Genomic DNA, 19,346 nt, shown 5'->3' with positions numbered 1-19,346 from the left:
TTTGGAGTAGTCGCGATATCCGTTCGCGGCGCGATCGGCCTTCAACAGCCCGATGTCCTCATAATAGCGGATAGTCTTGGCCGGAAGACCTGACTGGCGGGCGGCAGTTCCAATGTTCATGGCAATGTCTCCAATGCTAACCCGGCCTTCATAAGGGTTCCTGCGACTGGAAGCGCAAGGGTCAATTGCGAAAGACGACCGCGCGGCACGGACCGCGCGGCCGGGTATTTTTAGTTGGCGTTTGCAACCAGCCAGGTCGTCATCTGCTCTATCTCGGCGACCTGTGCTTCGATGATCTCTTCGGCGAGGGCTCGCATCTGCGGATCGTCACCATGATCGAGCAGTACCTGGGCCATGTCGATGGCGCCCTGATGATGAGCGATCATCCCGCATGCGAAAGCCACATCGGCGTCTTCGTTCATCATGCCTTCGTGCATGGCGGGCATGGTGACCATCATCTTGGCCATGTTTTCCTGGACATGCTCGGGCATGGCCTCGAGGTCCATGTCCATTCCCATCATGTCCATCATCGCTGCGCCCATGTCGTCATCTTGATCGCCGTGCATGGTGCCGTGCCCCATGGACGAATGATCCATATCCCCCATCCCGGTAGTGGTCGTGCACTGGTCGGGCAGCTGGAAGTCGGCCCCCTGCGCGAGAGCGGGGACGGAAAGCGCAGCGGCTGCAAGGGCCGCCATAAAGACTATACTTGCGAAGTTCATCGAAATTCTCCTGTCAAAACTGGTTCATATTCAATCAGATCAGCAGGATGCGCGGAGGAGGAACGGCAACATCGGGCGAACCGCTGAGCGCGCCCGCCCCAATGGCGCTGATTACCTTGTCGCCTGGTTCCGAAAACAAGGAGCCATGGGGCTCGGTCGCCAAACCGGGATGGCACTGGGTCATCATGCAGCAATCGGCGCCGCAGGGTTTACAGGGGTGCTGGGCGCCCGCCATCTCGCCAGGGTCGGTATCGTGATATGCCGGATCGTGCGCCTCCTCGATCCCACTACCATGCATTTGGGCATGACGCTCGAAAGCGCCCGCGCCAGCCGGCAGCCAGACCAGGGAAACGGCCAGTGCGAGCAACGCGGCAATCATCAGCGGTAGTGTCCGGTCGGCAAGCTTCAACGAACGGCGCCTTTCGCATGCATCGGGATTGGAACTCGCGTTGAACCGAACAATTCCCCAAAATATGGCGGTTTCGAGAACGAGGGCACACCTGTCGGGATCAACTGATCTGACCGAGCTTGCCCGAAGAAAGGATCGACGATGAGCAAATACCTGCGCTTTGCTGCAATGATTGCAACGTCCACGGTGATCATGTTTGGGCTCATGTATCTCAACACTTATGCCCTCGAGCACGTCTATTGGAGCGAGACTCGGGCCTATATGGCGCTGGTCATGGGCGCGGCGATGGCCATCGTGATGATGGCCTTCATGTTGGGCATGTACGACCGTAAGGGGATCAATGCAGCGATCTTTGCTGTTGCCGCACTCATATTTGCGGGATCTCTGTATCTGGTGCGCTCGCAGGCTACGATCGATCAGGTCGACTGGTTGAAGGCCATGGTCCCACATCATTCCATTGCCATTCTGACGAGCGAGAGGGCGGAGTTGACCGACCCACGGGTTCGCGAACTTGCCGACGAAATCATCCAGGCCCAGCGCCGGGAGATCGATGAGATGGAAACCCTCATTGCCGAACTCGAACGGTGAGACTCCGGGCGCTGGCTATGCCGCACGCCGCGGTGGATAGCCCACATCGTCGAGTTCAGCCGCAATGGTGGCCTGTTCAGCGCTCGAGGTGACACGCACCACCTTGGCACCAAGATCGATATCGACTTTGGCTTCAGGATCGATCGTTTGGATCGCTTTGGTGACGCTCCTGGCGCAGCCGCCGCACGTCATGTTGTCGATCTGAAATTCCATGTGGCTCTCCTACGATTTGTTTTCTTGGACGATGGGGGTTCCAGCAGGAGGAAGGTCAAGGGAATTCGGCACGGGAGAAATTGTTGCCTGTCAGCATTGACCTTCCATCGACTGGAAGGCGCAGAGAAGGTTTCTCAGAGCTTGCCAACGGGAGCGACCAATGACCGCCCATACGAACCTCGAAACCGAAGATGGTCCGGCTGCGGGGCCAACCAAGATCACGCTTCCTGTGGTTGGAATGACCTGCGCGTCCTGCGTTGGTCGCGTTGAACGGGCTTTGGTGGGCGTGCGAGGCGTCTCTGGAGCCAACGTCAATCCTGCGACCGAGCGCGCCGAGATTACAATCGATGAGGCTGCAGACCGTGATGCTCTGGTCAAGGCAATCGAGGATGCAGGCTATGAGGTTCCTGGCCAGAAGCTGCAGCTCGCAGTCGAAGGGATGACCTGCGCTTCTTGTGTCGGTCGAGTGGAAAAGGCGTTGCTTTCGGTTCCCGGGGTGACCAGCGCTTCGGTGAACCTTGCGTCCGAACGAGCTTCTATCTGGGGAAGCGCATATCTCACTCAGGCCGCACTGATCGCTGCCATTGCTTCGACCGGTTATCAGGCGCACGCAATAAGCGCCGGCGCGGATGGGCAGGCGCAAGCCGCTCGCAAGCAGCTCGATCAGTCGGCGCTGGCCCGGGACGTATCCATTGCTGCGTTGCTCACCTTGCCGGTTTTCGTTCTGGAGATGGGCTCGCACCTTATCCCTGCGATCCACGATCTGGTAATGAACAGCATCGGGATGCAAGAGAGCTGGTATGTCCAGTTTGCTCTTACCACACTGGTGCTGTTCTGGCCCGGACTGCGCTTTTACAGGACCGGGTTGCCGGCACTCGCCAAGGGCGCGCCAGACATGAACTCGCTGGTGGCCGTGGGCACGCTCGCTGCCTGGTCGTATTCGGTGGTGGCAACCTTCACGCCGCAGGTTTTGCCCGCGGGGACCGTGAACGTCTACTTCGAGGCGGCCGCCGTGATCGTGACGCTGATCCTGATTGGCCGGCATCTGGAGGCCCGCGCCAAGGGGCGAACATCGGATGCGATCAAGCACCTTGTCGGCCTCCAGCCCAGGACAGCACGTGTTCAACGCGACGGCAAAAGTGTGGAGCTCTCGCTCGCCGAAATCGTCACTGGCGATCTGGTGGACGTCCGGCCCGGCGAACGCGTTGCGGTAGACGGCGAAGTCGTGGAGGGGTCCTCCTTTGTTGACCAATCCATGATCACAGGTGAGCCGGTGCCCGTCGAAAAGACAACGGGCGACACGATTGTCGGTGGTACGGTCAATCAGACTGGTGCCCTAACTTTCCGTGCGACCGCAGTAGGCGCCGACACCGCGCTTTCCCGGATCATCCGCATGGTCGAGGAAGCGCAGGGCTCCAAGCTCCCCATTCAGGCGCTGGTCGATAGGGTGACGCTGTGGTTCGTTCCCGCCGTCATGGGAATTGCCGCATTGACCTTTGTTGTCTGGGCGATCTTTGGTCCTGATCCGGCGATCACCTTTGCCCTTGTCAATGCCGTAGCCGTGCTCATCATCGCCTGTCCATGTGCCATGGGGCTGGCAACACCCACATCCATCATGGTTGGAACCGGTCGTGGCGCCGAGATGGGCGTTTTGTTCCGCAAGGGCGAGGCGCTCCAGTCCTTGATGGGCGCCCGCGTTGTCGCGTTCGACAAGACCGGTACGCTGACCGCGGGCCGACCCGTGCTGACAGACTTTGAAACCGTTGACGGGGTTGCCAGCAACGATGTGTTGGCTCTCCTTGCCGCAGTTGAATCCCGATCCGAACATCCCATCGCGCGGGCCATTGTCCAGGCAGCTCAAGAACAGCGTCTGGCGCTCCCAGATGTCACCGATTTCGAGGGCATTACCGGTTTCGGCATCCGCGCCCTGGCAGACGGGCGTCGCGTCGAGATCGGTGCTGACCGGTACATGGAACGTCTCGGGCTCGACGTCTCGCCATTCGCCACCACTGCAGCGCATTTGGCCCAAGACGGCAAGTCCCCGCTCTATGCCGCCATCGACGGCCGGCTCACGGCAATCATTGCTGTTGCCGATCCGATCAAACAAACGACACCGGATGCCATCAAGGCCCTTCATGATCTTGGTCTCAAGGTCGCGATGATCACCGGTGACAATCGCCACACAGCCGAGGCGATTGCCCGGCGTCTGAACATCGACCACGTAGTGTCCGAGGTGCTGCCTGATGGCAAGGTCGCTGCGGTAAGAGAGATGAAACTGGCGCACGGTCGGCTCGCCTTCGTCGGAGACGGGATCAACGACGCGCCCGCACTGGCCGAAGCCGATGTCGGCATCGCCATTGGAACAGGCACCGACATCGCCATCGAGGCCGCCGACGTGGTGCTGATGTCGGGCAGTCTCATGGGCGTCCCCACTGCGATCGCGCTCTCGAAGGCAACGATCGGCAATATCCGGCAAAACCTGTTCTGGGCCTTTGCGTACAATACCGCTCTCATTCCGGTCGCTGCCGGCGTGCTCTATCCCACATTTGGGCTGCTTTTGTCGCCGGTCTTGGCTGCAGGGGCGATGGCGATGTCGAGCGTCTTCGTGCTTGGTAACGCGTTGCGCCTGAAACGCTTCCTTCCGCCAATGTCCAGCGAGCCGAGGTCCAAAACCCAGTTCCTCACGACACAGCGAGCGCCAGCTGAATGAAGATGCGTGCAAGCGCCTTTATGCCCGTCGCACGACACATCCAATAAAAGGCAGGAACCGATGTTCTCGATCTACACCGCCTCGTCCGCTTGCCCCGACTTCCGGGCGCTCACCGATTGGCTGGTCCGGGAAGGTGTGCCCTATACGGAAAAAGATTTGTCCGACCGGACGGTCCTGAAACACATCCGGGAGCAATATGGCGACTGCGTCGCGCCAATAACGGCAATCGGGGATTGGTTCGCGTCCGGCCCCTTTGAAATCCAGAAACCGAAGATCGAAGCTAAACTTGGACAGATCGGTGGCGCAGGCAGCATCGCGGGCCCAGAGGTTCAATACCCAGAACTTCATATTCCCCAAGCCAAACAGGTTTTCAATATTGAACCCGGACAGACGATCCTCTCGGCGGCACTGGTAAAGGGTATTCCCTATCCGCACTGTTGTCGCTCCGGGCAGTGTGGCAAGTGCAAGTCGCGCCTGCTCGAGGGGGAAGTCTCGCTTCTCGGTCACACTGAATTTGCTCTTTCAGAAGAAGAGAAAGCGAATGGGCTGATTCTGGCCTGTTGTGCGGTACCCAAAGGATCGGTGAGTGTAGAGTGGCTTGGCCCGCATCACGAAAAGCCGCACCATTCCGAGCGCAGATTGCAATGTCGTGTCGCAGCCATCGACACCGCGACCCACGATATTCTCCGCGTTAGGCTCGCCCTCGATGGCCAGCCATTCAGCTTTTCTGCGGGCCAGCATGCCCGGTTGTCGTTGGAGGGACTTCCTGCACGCGATTACTCAATGGCCAACCGCCCTGACCGGAGCGAGCTCGAATTCCATATTCGTCGCGTACCCGATGGTGAAACCTCCAGTTTTATTCATGCGAATTTGAAACCGGGAGATTCCATCACACTCGAAGGTCCATTCGGATCCTCGCATTTGCGTCAGGAACACTCCGGGCCGATCCTTGCGGTTGCCGGCGGGTCGGGACTTGCGCCCATCCACTCGATCGTCGCCACGGCTCTATATCTGGGTATGGACCAACCGATCCATGTCTATTTCGGGGTGCGCACCGAGCAAGATCTCTACATGCTGGACCATTTCCAGTCCCTGGTCGATACGCATCGCAACTTGAGATTCACCCCCGTATTGTCGGATCAGCCGACTGCGCACTATCGAACCGGCATGGTCAGCGACGCGATCGCCGAGGATCTGGAAAACCTAAACGAATGGAAAGCCTACATCGCCGGCCCGCCACCGATGGTCAAAGCCACAACGCTGGTACTGGCCGGCGCGAGGCTCCAATCGCGGAATCTGCACGCCGATGTGTTTTTCACACCAGAGGAACACCCTCACCCGTGACCGAAAGGGCTGACTGCTGCCTGTCTTCTTTGGATGGCTCCCGCCGAAAGCATCGTTGCCTGCCTGGATGATGCTGGCCCCGTCGACATGCTGGTTAACAGTACCGGCATCGGCATGGTGGGCGCCATCGAGGCCTCACCATTGGCTCAGGACTGGAGTGAACCCCTGGGACTGGACCAGCGAGCAAGAAAAGCTGATACGCTCTGTGGGCCTTGAATGGAGAAGGTCCATGTCACCAAGAGGGCCCTACCGCCGTCACTCGATGCAGTTCAAGCTGCAGTTATGCCAGGACATTCGAAATGGCGCCATCGGGCGCCGCGATGCGCAGCGCACTTATAGCGTTGCCGCCAATCTCATTCAGCTCAAGCTGTCCCAGTTCGATCGTGGCGAACTCAATCAGGAAGAAGCCGAGGCAAGCGTCGCTGCGGAATACGAGGCCCGCATTTCAGCTCTTGAGCGCAAGGTCGGGCAACTGACCATGGAACTGGACATGGCCAAAAAAAACGCCGCGCCCTCTCCAGGACCCGTCAACGAGAACTCATCGATTGTCACCGGCCCGCGCATTGCTCCATCAGGCGGGGATGTCAAATGATCGATCTTCCACGGAGTACGTTCTACTACAGGCGGCTTAGTTTGGAACGCTGCGCTGGTCCAGTCCCAGGGGTTCACTCCAATCCCGGGTCAGATCTCAGCGGTAATCAACACCCTGTGACCGTAGCGACAACGAGAGCGGCGTGCCGACCGCTTTCGAAGAGGGTGGCGAAGGGTTTCAATCGGAGTGCTTGTCTTCGCGCATTTCGAACCACATGGCGTTGAGGATCGCAAAGCTGCAGGCAAGCCCGACGCCCAGTATCCAGGCAAAATACCACATCTCGTTTGTCCTTTCTCAATATGCGTTGGGGTTGCGGCCGAGGCTTTTGGGCGTCACCGGCCCGCTCATGACTTTGTAGACCCAGCTGGTGTAGGCAAGGATGATGGGCAGGAAGATCACCGTCGCGATCAGCATGATAAAAAGCGTCAGATGGCTTGATGACGCGTCCCACACCGTCAGGCTCGCATCGGGATCAAACGATGAGGGCAAAAGGAACGGGAAGAGCGACAGTCCCGCCGTCGAGACGATCCCGAATATAGCCAGCCCCGAGGCCAGGATCGCAGGCACATTCCAGCGTTCGCCAAGGTAATACACCGCCAGCCCCAGCCCGACAAAACCAAGGAACGGCGCGATCATCATCCAGGGCTGGTTGCCGTAATTGGCCAGCCATGCACCCGCTTGGCGCGCCACCGTCTTGTTGAGCGGGTTCGACGCCGCATCGGTCACCACAGTACTGGTGATCACATAGCCTTCGATCCCGAAAGCGACCCATAGACCGCCCAGACCAAACAGCCCCAGTGCGGCCAGCCCGGCCCAGCGACCATATATGCGCGCCCGCTGGGCGATCGCCCCTTCGGTGCGTGCCGCGATGACCGAGGCGCCCATAGTGGCGACCATGGCGAGGCTCACCAGCCCGCACAAAAGGGCAAATGGTGTCAAGAGGCCGAAGAAAGTGCCCAGATACTGGGGCCGCAAGGTTGCATCAAGCGAGAAAGGCGCACCCAAAAGCACGTTCCCAACCGCAACGCCAAAGATCACCGACGGCACGAACCCGCCCACAAACAGCGCCCAATCCCAGGCCTCGCGCCAGCGGCGGTCGGTGATCTTGCCGCGGAATTTAAACCCCACCGGCCTCAGAATCAGCGCCAGCAGGATGACGATCATGGCAAGATAAAAGCCCGAAAAGCTGACCGCATAGAGCGGTGGCCAGGCGGCAAAGATTGCGCCGCCGCCGAGCACAAGCCACACCTGATTGCCCTCCCATGTGGGGCCTATCAGGTTGAGCAGCACGCGCCGTTCCTCGTCGGTTCGCGCCACGGCAGGCAAGAGCGCACCGATTCCCAGATCCATACCGCCCATGATGGCAAAGCCGATCAACAAGATACCCAATAGCGCCCACCAGATTATCCGCAGGCTTTCGTAATCGATTGGAATAAAATCCATTTGTCCTGTTCCTTATTCGGCGGGTGCAGGGTGGGCAGCAGTGGGGCTTGGCGCTTGGGGCACCTCCTCGGTCTCCCCGTTGAGCAGCGCCACGTAGTCCTTGGGCCCGGCGTTGATCGCCTTTGTCATCAGCCAGACCATGATTACAGCCAGAATGGTGTAGACGGTGACATAGAATGAGAGGCTGATCACGAGGTCGGTGACGGTCAGCCCCGAGGCCGCGTAAAAGGTCGGTAACACGCCCTCGATGGCCCAGGGCTGGCGGCCATATTCGGCGATGATCCAGCCCGCTTCGGCGGCAATCCAGGGCAGCGGCAAGACCGCCACGGCCACTTTCAAAAAGCTCTTGTGCTTGTCTAGCGTCCCGCGCGATGCCTTCCAGAAGGCCAGCGCAAAAAACGCGATGAAAAAGAACCCAACCCCCACCATCAGCCGGAACGTCCAGAACAGGGGCCACACATCGGGCACGGTATCGGCCGCCGCCATGGCGACTTCCGCATCGGTCGCGTTTTCGATATCGACGCGATAGCGCTTGAGCAGCAAGGCATAGCCCAGGTCGGGCCAGGTTTCGCCAATCGTTGTCCGTGCTGCTTCGTTAGTGCGGTCGGCCTGCAGGGTCTCGAGCGCTGTATAGGCCTTGAGCCCGTTGCGAATCCGCTCGCCCGCCTGGATGACCAGATCGTCGATGCCGGGTAGTTCGGTATCGAACGAGCGGGTCGTGATTAGGCCCAGAACCCATGGAATCTTGATTTCCCAGATCGAGCCGTCCGCTTGGGGAAACGCAACCAGCGCAAGCCCCGCAGGCGCCGCTTCGGTGTGATACATCGCCTCCATAGCGGCGATCTTCATTTTCTGGTGCTCGGTTGCCACATACCCGCTCTCATCGCCCAGAACGACAACCGAGAGCGCTGCGGCCAGCCCGAAGCTGGCGGCCACCACTATCGAGCGCTTGGCCAGTTCGATATGGTTGCCCCGGAGCAGAAACAATGCACTGACCGCCAGCACGAACACCGCGCCGGTAACGTAGCCGGCTGAAACGGTGTGCACGAACTTGGTCTGCGCGACGGGGTTGAAGATCACCTCCATGAAATTGGTGATTTCCATGCGCATGGTGTCGGGATTAAACGTCGCGCCGACCGGATACTGCATCCAGCCATTGGCGATCAAAATCCACAGCGCGGAAAAATTGGCCCCCAGTGCCACAAGCCAGGTGACCACCAAATGCCCCACTTTCGACAGCCGGTCCCAGCCGAAAAAGAACAGACCGATAAACGTGGCTTCGAGAAAGAACGCCATCAGCCCTTCGATGGCGAGGGGTGCGCCAAAGACGTCGCCCACATAATGGCTGTAATAGCTCCAGTTCATGCCGAACTGGAATTCCATCACGATGCCGGTGGCCACGCCCATGGCGAAGTTGATGCCAAAAAGTGTGCCCCAAAACAGGGTCATTTTTCGCCAGATCTCCCGACCGGTCATCACATAGACGCTCTCCATGATGGCCATCATGAACGAAAGTCCGAGCGTTAGGGGTACGAACAGGAAGTGATAGAGCGCCGTGGCCGCAAATTGGGCCCGCGACAGGTCGACGACGGTTTGATCGATCATCATGGGGTTTGCCTTGGTCGAAAGGTCGATTGTAGTCCTCGATAATCGTGTTCGGTTCCGCCCTCCTTGATTCAGGTCAAGGCGGTGCGGTTCGCTGCGGCAATAGGGTCGCGCTGACAAAGGCAATTGTCTTTTCTGCGTGCCGGACCTTTTCATGACCGTTTCCTCCGAGACCCACCGCCCTTTCGATCGCCGGCTCAAGGCCATTGCCAAAGATGGGGGGCTGCCGCTCGTCCTTGCCATTGCCGCCCCGCTTGGCAGCGGCGCGTTGCTGGTCGTTCAGGCCTATCTCCTCGCCCAGATTCTTGGCGCCACCATCGTTGATGGCGCTCCGATTGGTACGGTCGCTCCAATGATCGCAGCTGTCGCTGCGCTGTGGTGCGTGCGGGCAGCCTTTTCGGCGCTGGGCGAATATGCCGGGCAAGTCGGTGCAGAGCGGATCAAGGGGACGCTGCGCGTCGCGCTGTTTGATGGCCTTTTGTTGCCCCAGCGCGGTCTGGGTGTCGCCCCTGCCTCGGGTGCCACCAGTGCGGCACTGGTGGATCAGGTGGAGGCGATCGAGCCTTTTTTCGCGCGCTATCTGCCCGCCATGATTGCGGCGGGGTTCTTGCCGTTTGCCTTTGCGGTCATCCTTTTTCCCATCGACTGGATCGTGGCCCTGCTGTTTGTCTTCACCGCTCCCGCCATACCCCTGTTCATGGCGCTTGCTGGGATGGGCGCGCAGGCGGCCACCAATCGGCAGGCCAATGCGCTGGCTCAGCTCTCGGCCTATTTCGCTGACCGGTTGCGCGGGCTGGTTACCCTTAAGCTTTTGGGGCAGGCCGGACCTGCAACCGATGCCGTGCACGCCGCCAGTGAAGATCTACGCCGGCGCACAAATGGGGTTCTGCGCATCGCCTTCCTCTCGTCGGCCATTCTCGAGTTCTTTGCCGCGCTGGGGGTGGCGGGCGTTGCACTCTATGTCGGCCTGACCTTTCTGGGCTATCTCCCGTTCCATCCCGAGCTGACGCTTGCCTCTGGCTTTTTCTGCCTTCTGATGGCCCCTGAGGTCTATCAACCCCTGCGGCAACTGGCGGCCCATCATCACGACCGCGCCGCAGCACGCTCGGCACTGGCTGAAATCGAAAAGCAGATCGGAGTTACGACCGCCATCGCGGCGCCCAGCGTCGCGGCCATCCGCGCGCGCGGTCCCATCGCCATCCGCACGCTTTCTGTCCCACCCATCCTCGATGGGCTCGATCTCGATATCGCGTCGGGGAAACACATCGCCATCATGGGCGATAGCGGCATCGGCAAGTCCACGCTCTTGCGCGCCATTGCCGGGCTTTTGCCCCATGAAGGCGAGATCGACTGGGGCGCTGGCCGGCCGAAAATCGGGTACATCACGCAAAACCCGCGCATTTTTTTCGGCACCATCGCCGACAATATCGGCTTTGCCGATCCCAGTGCCACGCGCGCGGCTATCGAAACAGCAGCCGAGTTGGCGCAGGTCAAATGCTTTACCGCGGCCTTGCCTGACGGGCTCGATGCAGTCATCGGTGAGGGCGGGGAGGGGCTTTCGGGCGGACAGGCGCAGCGTGTCGCGTTGGCTCGACTGTTTCTCACCGATCCCGATCTCATCTTGCTCGACGAGCCCACGGCCCATCTCGATCAGCGAACCGAAGCCGAAGTCCTCGATGCCATCTTTGACTTCGCCCTGGGCCGCGCGCTCGTCATCGTCACCCACGCCCATGCCGTCGCCGCCCGAGCCGATGCCGTCTACCGCATGGCCGGCGGCAAGCTCTTTGCCGTGCCTCACCGGCGCCACCGCACGTCTGCCCTCCGAAAGGTTGCGCAATGAAGTCGCTTTTGTTTTTTGCTCCGCTGCTCAGGCCTCATCTGCGTGCCTTTGCGCTGACGCTGACCCTGTCGCTCACAACCTTGGCGGCGGGGACAGCCCTTTTAGGCGTCTCGGGCTGGTTTCTAACGGCCACCGCGCTGACGGCGGTCGGAATATCGTTCAATCTCTTTGCACCCTCGGCGGCCGTACGCGGCTTTTCGTTCATCCGCATCCTGTCGCGCTATTTCGAAAAGCTCGTCGGCCACAATGCGACCCTGTCGCTTTTGTCCGACATTCGTCGCTGGTTGTTTGCGTCTTTGTTTCCGCGCCTGCCGTTGCCAGGCCGCCAGTTGCGTCACGGCGATCTCGTCAGTCGCATGACCGCCGATGTCGATGCCCTCGATACGCTCTTTCTCGTCGCCATCGGCCCTCTCGTCACAGCGCTCATCGTCGGCGGCACCATGACGGCAACCCTTTTCTGGCTCCTGCCCGGCGCCCATTGGATTTACGCCGGCGCGATGGCTGCAGCTGCGCTCGCGATACCCGCATTGCTCATCGTTTTCACCCGCGATCTGGGGCGTCAGATTATTGATGCTATGGCGAGCCTCCGCGTCCATGTGCTCGATGCTGTCGTGGGACATGACGACATCGTCCTCTTTGACCAGCAGCGCCACGTGTCGGCTCGTTTTGGTGCTGCACAAGCTGAACTCTCGCGCCTGCGCTCTCGGCAGGGGCTCGCGGTCGCGCTCGCCGGCGGCGGGGTGCAGGTACTCACCGCCGCAGCGCTGCTTGGCACGCTGATCGTGGGCCTTGCCGCGCTCGAAACAAACGCCATCAATGGAGCGGTGCTCGTCGGTCTTTTGCTTGCCGTGATGGGAAGTTTTGAAGCGACCAATGTCGTTGTCCGCGCGGTGGGCAAGCTCGGCTCTGCCTTTGCCGCTGCTGACCGCCTCAAGGCGATTGCGACCCGCCCGCCGGCTATCGTGGAACCGGTCCGGGCCATCCCGTTGCCGCCGGGCAGCAGCGTTTGTTTCGACCATGTCGATTTCTGCTACGATGACGGCGTCCCCGTCCTTGTCGATTTCAGTATCGATCTGGCCGCTGGCGGCCATCTGGCGATCACCGGGGCGAGCGGTAGCGGGAAATCGACGGTTCTGAGGCTCTTGCTTCGCCTTGCAGATCCGCAAGCGGGGAAAATCACTGTGGCGCGCACAGAGATATCGCATGTCGCATTGGCCGATCTTCACGCCCGCATTGCGCTTATGAGCCAGGATAGCTCCATATTTTTCGACACCATCCGTAACAATCTCACCCTCGCCCGGCCCGATGCCACCGATGCCTCGCTTTGGGCGGCGCTTGCCGGTGCCAGACTCGATCAGACCGTCCGCGCCCTACCACAGGGTCTCGACACCATGGTCGGGGAGATCGGCGCGACGCTCTCTGCGGGGCAGGGGCGGCGCCTGGCTCTTGCGCGCACACTGCTTTCGTCCGCCGACATTGTTGTTCTGGATGAACCCACACAAGGTCTCGATCGAGAAACCGAGCTGGCCTTTTTCAACGACATGGCGCGAGCGCTGGAGGGGCGCACCGTAGTCTGTGTCACCCACGCCCATATTCCCGCCGAGATCGGGTTGGCTACGCGTCGGCTCGAAAACGGTCGCCTCACGGACGCTTGAAAATGAACCCTCGCACCAGACCTGTCGACGCCACCACGCCATTGGAGCCCGAGCGCATTCACAATACGCTTTCGACCATTCATCGCGATCAGCGCGCTATTTGCGATGCACTCGAAGCGATCGCCGATGCCTTGCCAATTTCGGTCGACCGGCAGGCTTGCCTTCATGCAGCGCGCGCGCTCGGTCCCTTGATTACCAAGGCCCATCAGGTCGAAGAGGAGATGATCTTTCCAATGATATCCGAGCGCTGGATCACAACCCCTGGGCTCGACAAGATCATCGAGCGTCTCAAATACGAGCATTTTGAAGACAGCTGCTATGCCGAGGAAGTACAGGAAGCGTTGCTGTCCTTTGTGCGGGGCGAACGCAGGCTCTCCGCCGAAGCGCTGGGTTACATGCTGCGCGGCTTTTTCGAAGCCCTACGCCGCCACATCGCTTTCGAGGAAGATTTCCTGGTGCCGCTGTTCGGCTTCTGCGGTTCCAGGGGCAGGCTGAACTGAACCCCCTTGCCCGAAGCTCCAGCCGGCAAAGATCGGGCACGATCAGAGCGCGGTCATTCTTGATCTCGATCGCTCCATGGTGCGCCCCTTGATCAACTGCCGCGAGAGGGGGGTCGATGGTCAGCCCTAGAAAATCGACGCTATCGATCCGCCACGGCGAATGTCTTGCCGGTCGCTTCGCGCTCGGCCTACGCCACCGAGTCCATATGGGTTGCAACAGCGCTCCTCCATTATCATTTGGTAGTGTCAGGAGCACCGAGGTTCGTCTGCATGGAGCCAATCGCCGCGATGGTGGCGCCGACGAGCAGCGCCGGAATGATGACGAGCGCCGGGCCGGCCGCTGCACCTGCCGCTGTCATCCAGCCGATCTTGGCCAGAAGCGCCGTCATCTGCAGCACCAGAAATACCGAATAGGCCGGAGCCAGCAGTGCGCCATGGGCACGACCCCTTAGACAAGCATAGCCGGCGATCAGCGAAAGCGGGATGAAGATCGCCAGATCAAAGCCCTGGACGATCATGGTGGTCAGATGCGCCAGTCCGTCCGGATAGAGCGACCCGTCCACCAAAGGCGGAATGATGACGCTCAGCCACAACAAGGTGATGAGCGTACCATTGGTCAGCAGGACGCCGCCGACTAGAAGACGGTTGTGCGGCAGCACGAACGTCTGGGCAGGCCTCATCAGAACTACTCGCAGGAGGACTTGGGAGCTGAGCAATACCAGCGCCACCCAAACGAGGAAGAGCTCATTATAGGTCGCCATGGCAAGATAGAGCGTGTACTGCACAAAAAAAATATCCGACCGCGCCAATGAAAGCGAGATGACCGGCCCTCGAGCCAGTCAGGGCCCAGAAGAGCGCCGCCAGAAGGGCAGGCACGCCAACGAAGAGGGTGACGAGGTCCTGCGCCAAACCCTGGATGGCGATTTCTGCCGGCATGTGGCGATAAGGCCCATAACCGTAAAGCGTCACTGCCTCGCCGCGAACCGAGAGGTATTCGCTCGGGCCTGGCCCGTCGCCAAACAAGAACGGGAATGCCGCGGCAATCGCGGCGAGAAGCGTTATGAGCACCACAGCAGTGATCAGGCTCGTTGAGAGGCACTGGCGCTGTGGGAGCATGTCGGCTTGGGCGGCGCGCTGATGCATTCGCTACTCCTACTTCAAGGCTATGTGGGCGACAGTTCAGCTGCGATTCATACTGGAGCCAGATCGACTACGTCGCGGTGATTTCAGACTACTTGATGCCCTCGTCAGGCGGTACTTTGGGCCCGTGTTGAGCCGTCGGTGCCTACGACTACGGCTTTCATGGCGAGTCCGCCAGTTCCTTGAGGCTAGCGCATCTTGCGCGCGCGGTGGTTGATCCCAATCAATGTGCGTCGCGGGTCTCAGCGCGATGATCGGATCGTTGCAGACACCGACCATGGAGATTGAAATTATGGAACCCGCAACAAAGGACCCGGTTCGTATCAGCCAGGAAAAACAGAACAGCCCGCGCTCATGGCACCCATTCGAAGACCTGCATCACCAGATTGACAGGTTGTTTGAAGATTTTTCCCGTTCGAGCTGGCTGCGCCCCGCCAATTCGCGCTTCGACGCTGCTCTCGAGCGCGAGAAGATTTGGAAGGCGCCGACGGTGGATATTTCCGAAAGCGAGGACAGCTACGACATCAAAGCGGAAATGCCCGGCATGGACGCAAACAATGTCGAGGTTTCGCTGCGAAACGGCAATATCGTGATCCATGGTGAGAAGCGCGAAGAGTCCGAAGAGAAGAGGAAGGATTATTACGTCAAAGAACGCCAGTTCGGTTCCTTCGAGCGCGTTTTTGCTTTGCCCGAGGGTATCGATGTCGAAAAGATAGCGGCAGACTACCAAAACGGTGTTCTGACGGTGAAATTGCCCAAGAGCGCACAGGCGAAGACAGCCGAAAAGAAGATCGCGATCAACGCAGCATGAGGGGGCAAGGCGGTCGCAGTCTGCGACCGCCTTGCCGGTTGACGCCGAGATGGCGGTTGCACGTTCAGGGAGTGGGCAAAGCGTGAAAAAAGACGAGTTCGCCGTGTGTATACATTGCGGTGCGGTCAATCAGTTGCCAGGGACCAAAGATGGAATGGAGGCAACGTGCGGCAAATGTGGTCACGCCCTGTTCCAGGGTTTGCCAGTTGCTGTCGATACAGCGATGTTTGATCGCCAGGTCGCAAAGAGCACTATACCGGTTGTCGTCGACATTTGGGCGCCGTGGTGTGGTCCTTGCCTCGGGATGGCGCCTGAATTTGAAAAGGCTGCCAGAGCCATGGAGCCGGCGGTGCGGTTTCTCAAGGTCAATTCCGATCAGGAACAACACCTCTCGCAGCGGCTTGGCATTCGTGGCATTCCTACCATGATCGTCTTTCGTTCGGGCAACGAAATTGCGCGCCAGGCGGGCGCCATGGGATCGGGACAGATTGTGTCCTGGCTCAACGCCCAGCTGCGCTGAAGGACAATCGTCTCCTGTCTATCCATACCCCAAAAGCTGGGGTAGGGTGGGGCAGCTAAAATTGCAGCAGTTGCCCATGCCCGAAATAGCCAATACGGACGCCACTCTCGCGGGCCAAGCCGCAAAGCTACGGGCGATCCTTGAAAGCGCGGTCGATGCGATTTTGACCATCGACGCCAACGGCAGCATAAGGACCGTCAATCCCGCCGCCGAAAGGCTCTTCGGCTATACGCAGGACGAGTTCCTCGGACGCAATGTGCATTTCCTTATGCCCGAGCCCTATCATTCGGAGCATGACGAGTATTTGCGCGCCTATCGCTCGACGGGACGCCGGAAAATCATCGGCATCGGGCGCGAGGTGGTGGGGCGTCGCGCAGATGGCAGCCATTTCCCCATCCATCTAGCGGTCAGCGAATTCGAGATCGATGGGGAAACGCAGTTTGCGGGGATCATAAGAGACCTTTCCGATCACAAGGAGACCGAGCTGGCACTGCGCGAAGTCCAGAAAATGGAAGCGATGGGGCAGTTGACCGGCGGTATCGCCCACGACTTCAACAATCTTCTGACAGTGATTATCGGCAACCTCGAAATGCTCGATATGCGCCTTAAAGAGGAGAGCCACCGGGAGCTGGCCAACGAGGCGCTTGAGGCGGCCGAGGTGGGCTCGAGACTGACCGCTCGGCTCCTCGCCTTCGCGCGCCGCAGCCATCTCGAACCCAAATCGGTCAACCTCAACACTTTCGTTCTCGATCTGACGGACATGCTGCATCGGACGCTGGGCGAAACCATCCTGCTGTCGAGTGCCTTAAGCCCTAGTCTGTGGACTGTGCGCGCCGATGCCTCTCAGATCGAAAGTGCCATCGTCAATCTCGCCGTCAACGCGCGGGATGCCATGCCCGACGGCGGTCGGCTGGTGATCGAGACCGCCAATGTCGAATTTGATGATGATGGGAGCGAAGGACTCGCTGCGGGCGAATATGTCCGGCTTTCGGTTTCCGATACCGGTTCCGGCATGCCGCCTGCGGTGCTCGAACGCGCCTTTGAGCCGTTCTTTACCACCAAGGAAAAAGGGCAGGGCACCGGGTTGGGGCTTTCCATGATTTACGGATTTGCCAGGCAGTCGCGCGGCCACGCGGCCATCTACAGCGAGTTGGGGCAGGGCACGACGGTCAGCCTCTATCTGCCGCGGCATCGCGAGATCAAACCAGAAATGCACGCCCCACTAAAGACAATAGATGAACGCGGTCGCGGGCAGTTGATCCTGGCGGTCGAAGACGACGAGCGTCTGCGGCGGCTTACCGTCGCGCGCCTTGAGGAATTAGGATATCGAGTTCTTGAGGCTCACAGCGGAGCGGCGGCGATGGATGTGCTGGCGGCCTACCCCGAGGTCGAACTATTGTTTACCGATCTCGTGATGCCCGGTGGCATGTCCGGGTATGATCTGTCGACGAGGGCGCGCGAGCTGTTTCCGGGTCTCAAATGCCTTTTGACCTCGGGCTACGCTGAAGAATTGACACGCGCGGACAAACTCACCGAGGCCAATCTCAAAGTGCTGCGCAAGCCCTACCGAATGGCGGAACTGGCCGAGGCCATAGCAGAGGCACTCTAGGAGGGTATTCGGGGGGTAAAGGTATATCCGGCCCCGCGAACGGTCTTCAGCAATTGCGGGCTCGCAGGGTCTGCCTCGATTTTTTTGCGCAGCCGGGCGATCTGGTTGTCGATGCTGCGGTCAAAGGGTGACCAGGCATGGCCCTTCAGCCGATCCAGAATCTGGTCCCGATTGAGAACCCGGTTGGGATTGTCTGCGAACACGGCCAGAAGGTCGAACTCACCGGTGGTCAGTGTCACCGGACCCTCAGGTCCGATGAGTGTCCTCCGCTCGACATCGAGCACGAAACCATCAAAGCGGATATCGGTACCGGCGCCGTTGGGCGTGGTGGGCCGGGACGCGGCGCGGCGAAGCATAGAACGCACCCGTGCCAGCACTTCACGGATGTGGAACGGCTTTGCGATATAGTCATCCGCTCCCACTTCCAGTCCCACGATACGGTCGATCATGTCGCCCTTGCCAGTGATCATGATGATGGGCACGTCCGACATCTGCCGGATTTCGCGCGCGATGGTTAGACCATCCGAACTGCCAAGATTGAGATCGAGCGTGATGAGGTCGGGGTTCTGGTCCATGCTCCTTCGGACGGCCCTTCCATCGGCCGCTTCGGAAATGCGATATCCTTCATCCTCAAGGCAACGCCGCAGCATACGTCGCACCTTGTCATCGTCATCAACGATCAGAATGTGAGGGCTATCGTTTAGCATTATTGTGCCTTGGCCACGCCGGCTTCAAAACCCGGTGTTGTGCTACCTTCTATTACATTCTGTTACATTGGCGGCGCAAGCGGGTTACCCCCGCGAGGCATTGTCTCCAGACCAAACGACCACCACGGTTCAGGAGACGTCCCATGCTGCACTTTGCATCACTTGAGAGCCCCGCGCCCGTCTGGACCTTGTCCCCGATCGAAGACGCCGCTGTCAAAACACTGCGCGCGCATGACCCGCTGACTTTCGAAGGCGACAAGGCAGACCGACTTTTTGAGGTCCTTGAAGGGGTTATCCGGGTCTACAAGGTTTTCCAAGACGGTCGCCGGCAGATCATGTCGTTCGCCTTTCCCGGCGACATTATCGGCTTTGCACACGAAGATACCTACAGCTTTGACTGCGATGCCCTGGTGTTTTCCCGCGTTCGGGCCATTTCCAAGGCAAGCCTGCTGCGTACGGTACGCGAGCGCCCTGAACTGGGGGAAAAGATGCTTGCTGCCGCCTCTCGACAGATTACTGCGGCGCAAAACCTCTCGATTGTTCTATGCCGGAAATCGGCTCTCGAAAGGGTGGCGTCATTCTTGTGCACCCTGGCAGGGAGGCACCAGTTCCTGGCGTGTTCGGGCACGGTCAGCTTGCCGATGACGCGCGCCGATATCGCCGATTATCTCGGTCTGACCATCGAAACGGTGAGCCGCAACATCACCAAGTTGCGCGGGCTGGGCGTCATCAGCCTTCCCAAGACTGGCTACGTACAGATCGAGAATATCCAGCGCCTGCAAAGCCTCGCAGATTGTGAAGTCGACCTCCACTGAAGTTCGGGCCAATCGGGATCGATAGGGTGGCGATAAACGGAAATGACCAAGCGCCGAGCCACAGGGCAGGTTGGAACACCTCCAAAGCATACCGGAGTGCGGCGCCAGCGGTCGTATCGCGTG

General features: G+C 59.8%; 21 protein-coding genes. 11 read left to right on the top strand and 10 right to left on the bottom strand.

The features are described 5' to 3' along the window. From EO136_RS02125 to EO136_RS02115, 3 genes are all read right to left on the bottom strand, one after another. Positions 1 to 120: MerR family DNA-binding transcriptional regulator (locus tag EO136_RS02125; RefSeq protein WP_127142820.1), on the bottom strand; the 120-nt coding region annotated here is incomplete at its 3' end. 110 nt (positions 121 to 230) lie between these two features. After that, positions 231 to 722 carry a CopM family metallochaperone gene (copM, locus tag EO136_RS02120; RefSeq protein ID WP_127142819.1) on the bottom strand — a complete coding sequence of 164 codons (492 nt, stop codon included), beginning with the start codon at positions 720 to 722 and terminating at the stop codon, positions 231 to 233. 34 nt (positions 723 to 756) lie between these two features. Next, positions 757 to 1,131, bottom strand: a complete 375-nt coding sequence (locus EO136_RS02115; protein ID WP_127142818.1) for a hypothetical protein — start codon at positions 1,129 to 1,131, stop codon at positions 757 to 759. Between the two features lie 141 nt (positions 1,132 to 1,272). On the opposite strand from EO136_RS02115, the gene EO136_RS02110 reads away from it, so the two are divergent. Then, positions 1,273 to 1,719: a DUF305 domain-containing protein gene (locus EO136_RS02110; protein ID WP_127142817.1), complete on the top strand. Its 447-nt coding sequence runs from the start codon at positions 1,273 to 1,275 to the stop codon at positions 1,717 to 1,719. 15 nt (positions 1,720 to 1,734) lie between these two features. Here EO136_RS02110 and EO136_RS02105 read toward each other — a convergent pair whose 3' ends face one another. Beyond that, entirely contained in the window at positions 1,735 to 1,932 is a 198-nt protein-coding gene (locus tag EO136_RS02105) for a heavy-metal-associated domain-containing protein (RefSeq protein WP_127142816.1), read from the bottom strand. A 160-nt stretch (positions 1,933 to 2,092) separates the two neighbouring features. Here EO136_RS02105 and EO136_RS02100 point away from each other — a divergent pair, with 160 nt between their 5' ends. From EO136_RS02100 to EO136_RS02090, 3 genes are all read left to right on the top strand, one after another. Next, positions 2,093 to 4,642: a heavy metal translocating P-type ATPase gene (locus EO136_RS02100; RefSeq protein ID WP_127142815.1), complete on the top strand. Its 2,550-nt coding sequence runs from the start codon at positions 2,093 to 2,095 to the stop codon at positions 4,640 to 4,642. Positions 4,643 to 4,702: 60 nt separating this feature from the next. Continuing rightward, positions 4,703 to 5,986 (top strand): 2Fe-2S iron-sulfur cluster-binding protein, encoded by a 1,284-nt coding sequence (locus EO136_RS02095; RefSeq protein ID WP_127142814.1) that lies wholly within the window; start codon positions 4,703 to 4,705, stop codon positions 5,984 to 5,986. A 262-nt stretch (positions 5,987 to 6,248) separates the two neighbouring features. Continuing rightward, positions 6,249 to 6,578 (top strand): transposase, encoded by a 330-nt coding sequence (locus tag EO136_RS02090; protein ID WP_246018242.1) that lies wholly within the window; start codon positions 6,249 to 6,251, stop codon positions 6,576 to 6,578. A gap of 177 nt (positions 6,579 to 6,755) precedes the next feature. On the opposite strand, the gene cydX is transcribed toward EO136_RS02090, so the two are convergent. Genes cydX through EO136_RS02075 form a run of 3 tightly spaced genes read right to left on the bottom strand, consistent with a single transcriptional unit; the run spans position 6,756 to position 9,626 of the window. Further along, entirely contained in the window at positions 6,756 to 6,857 is a 102-nt protein-coding gene (cydX, locus tag EO136_RS02085; RefSeq protein WP_127142813.1) for a cytochrome bd-I oxidase subunit CydX, read from the bottom strand. A gap of 15 nt (positions 6,858 to 6,872) precedes the next feature. Further along, positions 6,873 to 8,021: a cytochrome d ubiquinol oxidase subunit II gene (cydB, locus tag EO136_RS02080; protein WP_127142812.1), complete on the bottom strand. Its 1,149-nt coding sequence runs from the start codon at positions 8,019 to 8,021 to the stop codon at positions 6,873 to 6,875. A gap of 12 nt (positions 8,022 to 8,033) precedes the next feature. Beyond that, positions 8,034 to 9,626 carry a cytochrome ubiquinol oxidase subunit I gene (locus EO136_RS02075; RefSeq protein ID WP_127142825.1) on the bottom strand — a complete coding sequence of 531 codons (1,593 nt, stop codon included), beginning with the start codon at positions 9,624 to 9,626 and terminating at the stop codon, positions 8,034 to 8,036. A gap of 154 nt (positions 9,627 to 9,780) precedes the next feature. Between EO136_RS02075 and cydD the strand changes: the two genes are divergently transcribed. From cydD to EO136_RS02060, 3 genes are read left to right on the top strand one after another with little or no spacing between them, the layout of a single operon-like run. Beyond that, positions 9,781 to 11,466: a thiol reductant ABC exporter subunit CydD gene (gene cydD / locus EO136_RS02070; protein WP_127142811.1), complete on the top strand. Its 1,686-nt coding sequence runs from the start codon at positions 9,781 to 9,783 to the stop codon at positions 11,464 to 11,466. Continuing rightward, entirely contained in the window at positions 11,463 to 13,121 is a 1,659-nt protein-coding gene (gene cydC / locus EO136_RS02065; RefSeq protein WP_127142810.1) for a thiol reductant ABC exporter subunit CydC, read from the top strand. The genes cydD and cydC overlap by 4 nt, the downstream gene beginning before the upstream one ends. Before the next feature lie 2 nt (positions 13,122 to 13,123). Continuing rightward, positions 13,124 to 13,621 carry a hemerythrin domain-containing protein gene (locus EO136_RS02060; RefSeq protein ID WP_127142809.1) on the top strand — a complete coding sequence of 166 codons (498 nt, stop codon included), beginning with the start codon at positions 13,124 to 13,126 and terminating at the stop codon, positions 13,619 to 13,621. A gap of 233 nt (positions 13,622 to 13,854) precedes the next feature. On the opposite strand, the gene EO136_RS02055 is transcribed toward EO136_RS02060, so the two are convergent. Both EO136_RS02055 and EO136_RS02050 read right to left on the bottom strand, forming a co-directional pair. Then, the gene (locus tag EO136_RS02055; RefSeq protein ID WP_127142808.1) at positions 13,855 to 14,406 is read right to left on the bottom strand and encodes a hypothetical protein; all 552 of its coding nucleotides are present in this window, start codon (positions 14,404 to 14,406) and stop codon (positions 13,855 to 13,857) included. Then, positions 14,369 to 14,764, bottom strand: coding sequence for a hypothetical protein (locus tag EO136_RS02050; protein ID WP_127142807.1), 396 nt, complete (start codon positions 14,762 to 14,764; stop codon positions 14,369 to 14,371). Before EO136_RS02050 ends, EO136_RS02055 begins: the two co-directional genes overlap by 38 nt. A 247-nt stretch (positions 14,765 to 15,011) precedes the next feature. On the opposite strand from EO136_RS02050, the gene EO136_RS02045 reads away from it, so the two are divergent. The 3 genes from EO136_RS02045 to EO136_RS02035 all read left to right on the top strand — a co-directional run bounded on the left by EO136_RS02045 (position 15,012) and on the right by EO136_RS02035 (position 17,701). Further along, on the top strand, positions 15,012 to 15,572 hold the full coding sequence (locus EO136_RS02045; protein ID WP_246018241.1) for an Hsp20/alpha crystallin family protein: 561 nt from the start codon (positions 15,012 to 15,014) through the stop codon (positions 15,570 to 15,572). An 82-nt stretch (positions 15,573 to 15,654) separates the two neighbouring features. Further along, complete coding sequence (trxC, locus tag EO136_RS02040; RefSeq protein WP_246018240.1) at positions 15,655 to 16,092, top strand: thioredoxin TrxC; 438 nt, start codon at positions 15,655 to 15,657, stop codon at positions 16,090 to 16,092. A 76-nt stretch (positions 16,093 to 16,168) separates the two neighbouring features. Continuing rightward, positions 16,169 to 17,701, top strand: a complete 1,533-nt coding sequence (locus tag EO136_RS02035; protein WP_127142805.1) for a PAS domain S-box protein — start codon at positions 16,169 to 16,171, stop codon at positions 17,699 to 17,701. On the opposite strand, the gene EO136_RS02030 is transcribed toward EO136_RS02035, so the two are convergent. After that, on the bottom strand, positions 17,698 to 18,408 hold the full coding sequence (locus EO136_RS02030; RefSeq protein ID WP_127142804.1) for a response regulator: 711 nt from the start codon (positions 18,406 to 18,408) through the stop codon (positions 17,698 to 17,700). The genes EO136_RS02035 and EO136_RS02030 overlap by 4 nt on opposite strands. Before the next feature lie 143 nt (positions 18,409 to 18,551). On the opposite strand from EO136_RS02030, the gene EO136_RS02025 reads away from it, so the two are divergent. Beyond that, complete coding sequence (locus EO136_RS02025) at positions 18,552 to 19,223, top strand: helix-turn-helix domain-containing protein (protein WP_127142803.1); 672 nt, start codon at positions 18,552 to 18,554, stop codon at positions 19,221 to 19,223. The last annotated feature ends 123 nt before the right edge of the window (positions 19,224 to 19,346 follow it).

It is taken from the genome of Pelagibacterium montanilacus (assembly GCF_003992665.1).
Classification (GTDB): domain Bacteria; phylum Pseudomonadota; class Alphaproteobacteria; order Rhizobiales; family Devosiaceae; genus Pelagibacterium; species Pelagibacterium montanilacus.
The sequence above is the reverse complement of the archived record's forward strand: the minus strand, read 5'-3'. Positions and strand labels throughout refer to the sequence as shown.